Source organism: Shimwellia pseudoproteus, from assembly GCF_016415625.1.
Classification (GTDB): Bacteria; Pseudomonadota; Gammaproteobacteria; order Enterobacterales; family Enterobacteriaceae; genus Shimwellia; species Shimwellia pseudoproteus.
The window spans coordinates 117,289-125,549 of the sequence record NZ_WBXP01000004.1; the positions used below are offsets into that span (position 1 = coordinate 117,289).

Here is an 8,261-nt window from a genome sequence, read left to right on the forward strand (position 1 = left end):
CAGAGATATATTCTGCGGAAAAGCCTTTGTTATGGTGTATATCACCATTAATCCGAATAACGTATGGATGGATGTTCCATCGACAATCTGCCGATATTGTCAATAGGGTGCGCTAACCTGCGGAAAAGATATGTAAATTTAACATCTGGTTATCAATGTGATCCTCATCACGTAATTATGAAAAATTCTTATCATGAAACAATGATTAATCAGTTTTATTGATAAGGAGTAGAGGATCTGGCGAGATGAACATCACGGAAAAGGCGGGAAACAAGGCCGTGGGGATGCCCACAGCCAGGCACTCAGATATCGGTTTTCTCTTTGTAATCGCAGAGATCTTCAATCAGGCACGAGCCGCAACGCGGTTTGCGGGCAATACAGGTATAGCGGCCGTGCAGGATAAGCCAGTGATGGCAATCGACCTTAAACTCAGCAGGGACCAGCTTCAGCAGTTTCTCTTCTACCTGCTCCACGGTTTTGCCCGGCGCGAAACCGGTGCGATTACAGACCCTGAAAATATGGGTATCCACGGCAATGGTCGGCCAGCCAAAAGCGGTGTTCAGCACCACGTTCGCGGTTTTACGGCCAACACCGGGCAGCGCCTCGAGGGCGGCGCGATCTTCCGGCACCTCGCCACCGTGTAGCTCAAGCAGCATACGGCAGGTTTTGATGACATTTTCGGCCTTGCTGTTAAACAGCCCGATGGTCTTGATATAGCTTTTCACCCCCTCGACGCCGAGGTCCAGCATGGCCTGGGGGGTATTGGCCACCGGGTAGAGCTTCGCGGTGGCTTTATTGACGCTGACATCGGTGGCCTGGGCCGACAGCAGCACGGCAATCAACAGTTCAAACGGGGTGCTGAACTGCAATTCAGTGGTCGGGTGCGGGTTAGCCGCCCGCAACCGGGTAAGGATCTCACGGCGTTTGGTGTTATTCACTGGCGTGCTCCGGGCTGATAGCCACCTGGCGCTGGGCGTTGGCCTGCCGGGCACGGGTGCGCTCATCAATCAGGTATTTCACTGCCAGCATCAGACCGAGGCCGATAAACGCCCCGGGGGGTAACATCGCCAACAGGAAGGGGGTATCCGTATGGAAGACCTCAATACGCAGCACTTTCGCCCAGGGGCCCAGCAGGGCATCAGCGCCATTAAACAGCGTGCCGTTGCCGAGGATCTCGCGCAGTGAGCCCAACACAAACATAGCGCAGGTGGCCCCAAGCCCAATAGAGAACCCATCCAGCGCCGAATGCAGTACCCCGTTCTTGGCGGCAAAGGACTCGGCGCGGCCCACCACGATACAGTTAGTCACGATCAGCGGAATAAAGATCCCCAGCGCCTGATATAACCCCAGCGCCAGGGCGTTGATCAGCATCTGAACCACGCTGACCACGCAGGCAATGATCATCACATAAATCGGGATACGCACTGCCGGCGGCATCCAGCGGCGAAAGGCCGAGATAGCGCTATTGGTCAGGGTCAGCACCAGGGTGGTCGCCAGCCCAAGGCCCAGGGCGTTGGTGGCGGTTGAGGTCACCGCCAGCAGCGGGCACAGGCCGAGCAGTTGCACCAGGGAGGAGTTATTCTTCCACAGTCCCTGAACGATAATCTCTTTTACCGGGGTACTCATTGGTTATCTCCTTGGCAAGCCGGGAGCTGGTCAAGCTGGTCTGGCAGGGTCTCTGCGTATAATCCAGCGCGTTTTACCGCATTGACCACGGCCCGGGGGGTGATGGTGGCACCGGTGAACTGATCGAACTGCCCACCGTCTTTCTTCACGGCCCAGTTTTTATCTTGCGGGCCATTGATAATCTGGCCGGCAAAATGGCGGATCCAGTCACTGACGCGCAGCTCTATCTTATCGCCCAGCCCGGGGGTTTCGTGATGTTCCGTGACCCGTACCCCTTGCACGGTGCCGTGAAAATCAGCACCCACCAGAATGTGAATGGCGCCGGAATAGCCGTCCGGCGCGGTGGCTTCCATCACCACCCCAACCGGGTTGCCTTTCAGGGTGGCCACATAGATTCGGTGCTGGCCCTGGCCCAGTTGCGGCGCGGTAGCCAGCAAGCAGCGCTGCTGCGGGTTATTATCATAGCCGGAGGCGGGGTACACCTCATTAAACAGCGCCTGCTGTTGCGCCGCATTCTGGCGGGCAATGGTCCCCTGAGTCAGGGCATTGACCACCGCCGTCAGGCCAGTGGTTAAGGCGGCAAAAACCGCCAGGGTCACCCCATGTTTGCGTAATGTCTGTAACATGGTAACTCCTTAACGGTGACCATATACCCGGGGACGGGTGTAGTAATCAATTAACGGAACCGTGATGTTCGCCAGCAAGGTGGCAAACGCCACACCATCCGGGTAGCCACCAAAAGACCGAATCAGCCATACCAGCAAGCCCGCCAGGGCGCCAAAGACCAGGCGGCCCCGGGGCGTGGTCGAGGCGGTGACCGGATCGGTAAGGATAAAAAAGGCCCCCATCATCGTCGCCCCGGAGAACAGCTGTACCAGCGGGGAGACAAATTTATCCGGCGAGCACAGGTACGCCAGTGCCGAGCAGATAAACAGCGTGGCCAGGAAGCTGACCGGAATATGCCAGCGAATATTGCCGTTCAGCAGCAGGAACAGCCCGCCCAGTAGCCAGGCAACGTTGACCCACTGCCAGCCGAGCCCGGCAATCACCCCGCCATAAATGGTCGACTGGCGCAGTTCACTGGCCGGGTGGCCTGCGTGAAGGCCGGTTTTAAAGGTGTCCAGTGGCGTGGCCTGGCTGATGCCGTCAATGCCCATCTGTAAATCGTGGACCCCAAGCCCGCCGATGCTGTGACCAGAGAAGATAATCTGTAAGGTGGTGGCAAAATCCGGGGCGCTGGCGGCAATAGACGCCGGTGGTAGCCAACTGGTCATTTGTACCGGGAACGAGATAAGCAAGACCACGTAGCCAATCATCGCCGGGTTAAAGGGGTTATGCCCCAGGCCGCCGTACAGCTGCTTCGCGATGATCACCGCAAAAACGGTGGCCACAACCACCATCCACCAGGGGGTGAGCGGAGGAATGCTGGCCCCCAGCAGTAAGCCGGTAAGCAGGGCGGAGTTATCGCCCAGCACCTCACGCATCTGCTGTTTACGCAGTTTGACCACCAGAGCCTCCGCCAGCAGGGCACTCACCGCGGCGAGCGCCAGCTGGATAAGCGTGCCCCAGCCGAACATCCACAGGCTGGTGAGTATCGCCGGGATCATGGCGAGGATAACCATGGTCATGATCCGCGCTGTGCGGCGGTGGTTATGGGTAAACGGGGAGCTTGCGATTCTGAAAACCATGAGTTTAGCTATCCTGATGCATATGCTGGGCGGCTTTACGGGCTTTGGCCCGGGCGATAGCCGCTTCTACGGCTGCTTTACGCGGATCAACGGCGCTTTCGGTGGCCGGTTCTGCTACCGGCGCGGGCTCTGCCGGTGCCGCCGCCGCTTTACGGGCTTTGGCCCGGGCGATAGCCGCTTCCACGGCTGCTTTACGCGGATCAACGGCGCTTTCGGCGGCCGGTTCCGCTACCGGCGCGGGCTCTGCCGGTGCCGCCGCCGCTTTACGGGCTTTAGCCCGGGCAATGGCCGCTTCCACGGCCGCTTTACGCGGATCAACGGCGCTTTCGGCGGCCGGTTCTGCCACCGGCGCGGGCTCTGCCGGTGCCGCCGCCGCTTTACGGGCTTTGGCCCGGGCGATAGCCGCTTCCACGGCTGCTTTGCGCGGATCTACGGCGCTTTCGGCGGCCGGTTCTGCCACCGGCGCGGGCTCTGCCGGTGCCGCCGCCGCTTTACGGGCTTTGGCCCGGGCGATAGCTGCATCCACGGCTGCTTTGCGCGGATCAGCGGCGCTTTCGGCGGCCGGTGCTGGTTGCGGTTGTTCTGCCTGGCGCGCTTTGGCCTGGGCTTTACGGGCGGCTCTGGCGGCTATGGCCGCCTGGTTATCCGGCTGCTGCCCGGCGATAATCTCAATCGGCTGGGCTGCGGTGGCGGCTTTATCCCGCACCCGGGCCAGGGCGGCCTGAATAGCCTGATGGTCCTGAGCCCCGGGCTGGATAGCCGCCTGTTTATGGCGCTCCTGACGGGCGGTTTTTTCACGCTCCAGGCGCTGCTGGCGCGCTTCAAACCGCTGTTTGGCTTCCGCGTTGCGGCGGGCCTCGGCTTCTAGTGCATAGATCTCGGCCTTTTCCTGGCGGAAATACTGCACCAGCGGAATGCTGCTTGGGCATACCCAGGCGCAGGCACCGCATTCGATGCAGTCATTGATCTGCCACGCTTTGGCTTTGTCGTGCTGCTCGCCTTTACTGAACCAGTACAACTGCTGGGGCATCAGATCCGCCGGGCAGGCTTCGGCACAGGCACTACAGCGAATACAGGACTGCTCTTCCGGTGTTTCCCCCATTTCCTGGGACGATGGCGCCAGCAGGCAGTTGGTTATCTTGACCACCGGCACATCCAGCCACGGCAGGGTAAAGCCCATTAACGGCCCCCCCATGATCACCATATTATTGCCGTTTTGCGGCATAAACCCGGCAAACGCCAGCAGGTGTTTCACCGGGGTACCAAGCCGCGCCCAGACATTACCTGGCCGGGCGATGGACTCGCCGGTTAAGGTCACCACGCGCTCGGTGAGGGGCTCGCCATCTACCACCGCGCGTTTCACGGCATAGGCCGTACCGACGTTTTGCATCAGTACGCCGATATCCGACGATCGCCCGCCGTGGGGCACTTGTTTGCCGGTCAGGATCCAGGTCAGCTGTTTAGCGCCGCCGGACGGGTACTTGGTCGGGATCACCCGCAGGGTGATGCTGTTATCGCCGTCAAGCACAGCGCGCAACATCGAGATAGCCTGCGGTTTATTATCCTCAATACCGATAATCACCCGTCGGGGCTGGAGAATATGCGCCAGGATGCGCACCCCCTCGATAACCTGGGCAGCACAATCCTGCATCAGACGATCATCGGCGGTAATATAAGGCTCGCACTCGGCGGCGTTAATGATAAGGGTGTCGATTTTATCGCCGCCCCCGGCCAGTTTATTCCCGGTCGGGAAGCCCGCACCGCCAAGGCCCGCCACCCCACACTGGTGGATACGTTCGATTAACGCTTCCCGGCTGTGGGACTGATAATCGCCCCAGCCCTCCCGGGGGCACCAGGTATCTTCACCGTCGGGCTCGATAATCACGCTTAACTCTGCCAGCGCTGACGGGTGCGCCGTAGAGTGGGGGGCTATTGCCACCACGGTGCCGGAGGTCGGGGCATGGATGGGCAGCATCCGCCCCCGGCCGCGGGTCAGCGGCTGGCCGCGCAGTACCCGATCGCCGACGCTGACACACAACTCACCTTCCGCCCCCAGATGCTGCTTCAGGGGCATCACAAAGCGATTCGCCAGCGGAACCTGGCGCAGTGGGGTGCCACTGGACTGGGTTTTCATTTCCGGTGGATGAATACCCCCGTTAAAGTCCCAGATTTTATCTTTGCGAAAAGCGGAGAATAAATTAAGCATGATGTTCCACGGGAATATTGCGTACGGGAATGGAGCCCAGGTCCCATTTCCAGGTATCAGGTGTGGTCGCGACAGGGCGCAGGGTAATGCACTGCGTCGGGCAGGGGGCGACACACAGGTTGCAGCCAGTACAGAGATCGGCGACCACGGTATGCATGGCGCGGGTTGAGCCGACAATGGCATCCACCGGGCACGCCTGAATACATTTGGTACAGCCGATGCAGTTCGCCTCGTCGATCACCGCCAGCATCCGTTCAGGCTCCTGGCTGTCGGCATCGCCATCAATGGGCTGCGGATCGACGTTTAACAGGGTGGCGATTTTTTGCATCACCGCCTCGCCCCCGGGGGCGCAGCAGTTAATTTTTTCGCCCTTATTGGCGATGGCTTCCGCATAGGGGCGGCAGCCCGGGTAACCGCACTGGCCGCACTGACTTTGCGGCAGCAGATCGTCGATTTTCTCAACAATGGGGTCATCGGCCACGGCAAAACGGCGCGAGGCATAACCCAGCACCAGACCAAACACCAGACCCAGGGCGGCCAGTACCGCCACCGCGATGACAATCATATTCATCAGAGTTTCACCAGCCCGCTAAAGCCCATAAAGGCCAGCGACATCAGACCGGCGGTAATCAGCGCAATCGCATTGCCTTTAAAGGGGGCCGGCACGTCCGCCACGGCCAGGCGCTCGCGGATGGCGGCAAACAGTACCATAACCAGAGAGAAACCCAGCGCGGCCGAGAAGCCATACAGGGCGGACTGCATAAAATTGTGCTGTAAATTGATGCTTAACAGCGCCACCCCGAGCACCGCACAGTTGGTGGTGATCAGCGGCAAAAAGATCCCCAGCAGCCGGTAGAGCGCCGGGCTGGTCTTACGCACTACCATCTCGGTGAACTGCACCACCACGGCGATCACCAAAATAAAGGCCATGGTCCGCAGGTAGGTCAGGGAAAGAGGAACCAGAATAAAGCGGTTGATTATCCAGGAGCAGATGCTGGCCAGGGTCATCACGAAAGTGGTCGCCATTCCCATGCCGATGGCGGTTTCCAGTTTTTTAGAAACCCCCATAAACGGGCACAGACCAAGGAACTTCACCAGGACAAAGTTATTGACCAATACGGTCCCGACAAAGAGCAACAAATAATCAGTCATTTTTCGACCTGAAACAAAAGTAGCCGCCCATTATCGGACAATCCGGTATGGACGACAACGGAGTATCTATAAGGTTATTAATCCCTGGTAAAGGTCTGCTTTACGCGCGCTGAATGGCGAAAGTAGGGGGCCAGAATGGCCGCCGCCAGCAGCGGGAAAAGTAGCTGACGCACCGCAATGTCGTCACTGACAGGTGCGAAGGCAAACGATTTAATTGCCAGTAATACGGTGACCAGCAACCAAATAACGTAGTGGCGGCGTACGATACGCCGGCGTTTAACAAAGGCTACCGTCAGCCACAGGGTATAACCCCAGACCGCATAGGCGCACACCAGCGACAAATACCAGAGCACCACTTGCCCGGTGGACTGGGTACCCAAAACCTGGTGGCTATGGGCGCTGAACAACGCAGTGGCATAAAACACGTTAATCAGCGTGGTGCTAAACAGCGTGAGCAATAGCCATGCTAGCGGCGCCAGCAACCAGCCGCCAATTCGCACCGGTGAAGTTGTGGTCATTGTGCCTCCAGATGCGGCTAAACAAATGCGGAAAACAACGGGAACGCCCTCCACTACGGGAGGGCATGGATTATAAGGATTTTCCTGTGAATTGCTACCTGAACCGGGGTGGCTACTGCACAAAGCGCCAAATGGTTTTCGGTATCTGGCCGGGATCGAAAAGCCGTCCCCCGGAAACTAACTCTGCCCGGCGGTGATCCGCCGCGCGATACATATTAATCAGTTCCTGGCCGTCAGTAAGAGAATAATTAAGATGATCGAAGAGTTTTTCGAGGCTTTCCAAATTGTTTATTTTGCGAAATTTTAATATATAGTCCAGCACGGTCATTATCGCGATCCTGGTATAAAAATGTTAATGCTTATTGGCCTGTTATTGCCGGTTATTGTTATGTGCAACCCAGAGGGCGTGCAGCGTGGTTTCTTTATTGTCTCCGTTTATGCCCGCTATCCCTGTGGCTATCAACAATGCCGGATAACGGCACTGGCGATAAACCCCGGGTGCACTCTGGGGCGGGGGCCGGTAATTAGCGGGGCTGTCATGCTTACTGCATGACCCTGTGGCGCGACTATAAAGGAAACGCCAGAGAATATTACCCGGATTGACGACAATAATCTGTGACTCAGCCAACTTTACTGCCTTAACCTTTTGTTAAGTTGTGCGGCTTATTGTGGGTTACGTAAAAAAATGCATCTGCAAATATTAAATGGCTTAATAGAATCTCACCATGATTACTATTTCCTGCGTAGATATTAGCTGCAAAAATAAAATGTCCGCTAGCCCGTTATTATTTGTGGTTATTGTAAAGCCGTCCGGGTAATTGATAATGTGCTGCGGGGCTTGTGAGATGTACGTTAATGATGTGAAATGCAGATAACAATCCAAAAGAGGGCAATGTATGGTGGACAATATTCGCGTCGGGCTGGTGGGATACGGTTATGCCAGCAAAACATTTCACGCACCGCTGATTGCCGGGGCTTTGTTGAATAAATCGAACTTTTAGCCGAAATTAGGATCAGATCACCACACTCCTGACCCTGTAGCGACATCCTGTGACAAAGCAAAAGTTCAAA

The 8,261-nt window shown here is 57.5% G+C and carries 9 protein-coding genes and 1 pseudogene; 1 reads left to right on the forward strand and 9 read right to left on the reverse strand.

The features are described 5' to 3' along the window. Positions 1 to 302: 302 nt before the first annotated feature. The 9 genes from nth to ydgT all read right to left on the reverse strand — a co-directional run bounded on the left by nth (position 303) and on the right by ydgT (position 7,518). On the reverse strand, positions 303 to 938 hold the full coding sequence (gene nth / locus F9C28_RS03535; protein WP_199013860.1) for an endonuclease III: 636 nt from the start codon (positions 936 to 938) through the stop codon (positions 303 to 305). After that, the gene (locus F9C28_RS03540) at positions 931 to 1,626 is read right to left on the reverse strand and encodes an electron transport complex subunit E (RefSeq protein WP_199013861.1); all 696 of its coding nucleotides are present in this window, start codon (positions 1,624 to 1,626) and stop codon (positions 931 to 933) included. The genes nth and F9C28_RS03540 overlap by 8 nt, the downstream gene beginning before the upstream one ends. Beyond that, the gene (rsxG, locus tag F9C28_RS03545) at positions 1,623 to 2,252 is read right to left on the reverse strand and encodes an electron transport complex subunit RsxG (protein WP_199013862.1); all 630 of its coding nucleotides are present in this window, start codon (positions 2,250 to 2,252) and stop codon (positions 1,623 to 1,625) included. The genes F9C28_RS03540 and rsxG overlap by 4 nt, the downstream gene beginning before the upstream one ends. Before the next feature lie 9 nt (positions 2,253 to 2,261). Beyond that, a complete protein-coding gene (gene rsxD, locus F9C28_RS03550) occupies positions 2,262 to 3,314 on the reverse strand; it encodes an electron transport complex subunit RsxD (RefSeq protein WP_199013863.1) in 1,053 nt (350 codons plus the stop codon). A 4-nt stretch (positions 3,315 to 3,318) separates the two neighbouring features. Continuing rightward, on the reverse strand, positions 3,319 to 5,520 hold the full coding sequence (rsxC, locus tag F9C28_RS03555) for an electron transport complex subunit RsxC (protein ID WP_199013864.1): 2,202 nt from the start codon (positions 5,518 to 5,520) through the stop codon (positions 3,319 to 3,321). Next, positions 5,513 to 6,091, reverse strand: coding sequence for an electron transport complex subunit RsxB (gene rsxB / locus F9C28_RS03560; RefSeq protein WP_199013865.1), 579 nt, complete (start codon positions 6,089 to 6,091; stop codon positions 5,513 to 5,515). The genes rsxC and rsxB overlap by 8 nt, the downstream gene beginning before the upstream one ends. Then, complete coding sequence (gene rsxA / locus F9C28_RS03565) at positions 6,091 to 6,672, reverse strand: electron transport complex subunit RsxA (protein ID WP_199013866.1); 582 nt, start codon at positions 6,670 to 6,672, stop codon at positions 6,091 to 6,093. Before rsxA ends, rsxB begins: the two co-directional genes overlap by 1 nt. A gap of 77 nt (positions 6,673 to 6,749) precedes the next feature. Then, on the reverse strand, positions 6,750 to 7,190 hold the full coding sequence (locus F9C28_RS03570; protein WP_199013867.1) for a DUF2569 domain-containing protein: 441 nt from the start codon (positions 7,188 to 7,190) through the stop codon (positions 6,750 to 6,752). A gap of 112 nt (positions 7,191 to 7,302) precedes the next feature. Beyond that, positions 7,303 to 7,518, reverse strand: a complete 216-nt coding sequence (gene ydgT, locus F9C28_RS03575) for a transcription modulator YdgT (RefSeq protein WP_199013868.1) — start codon at positions 7,516 to 7,518, stop codon at positions 7,303 to 7,305. Positions 7,519 to 8,086: 568 nt separating this feature from the next. Between ydgT and F9C28_RS20060 the strand changes: the two are divergent. After that, positions 8,087 to 8,164, forward strand: a pseudogene (locus tag F9C28_RS20060) (hypothetical protein); the annotation flags it as partial. Positions 8,165 to 8,261 lie beyond the last annotated feature (97 nt).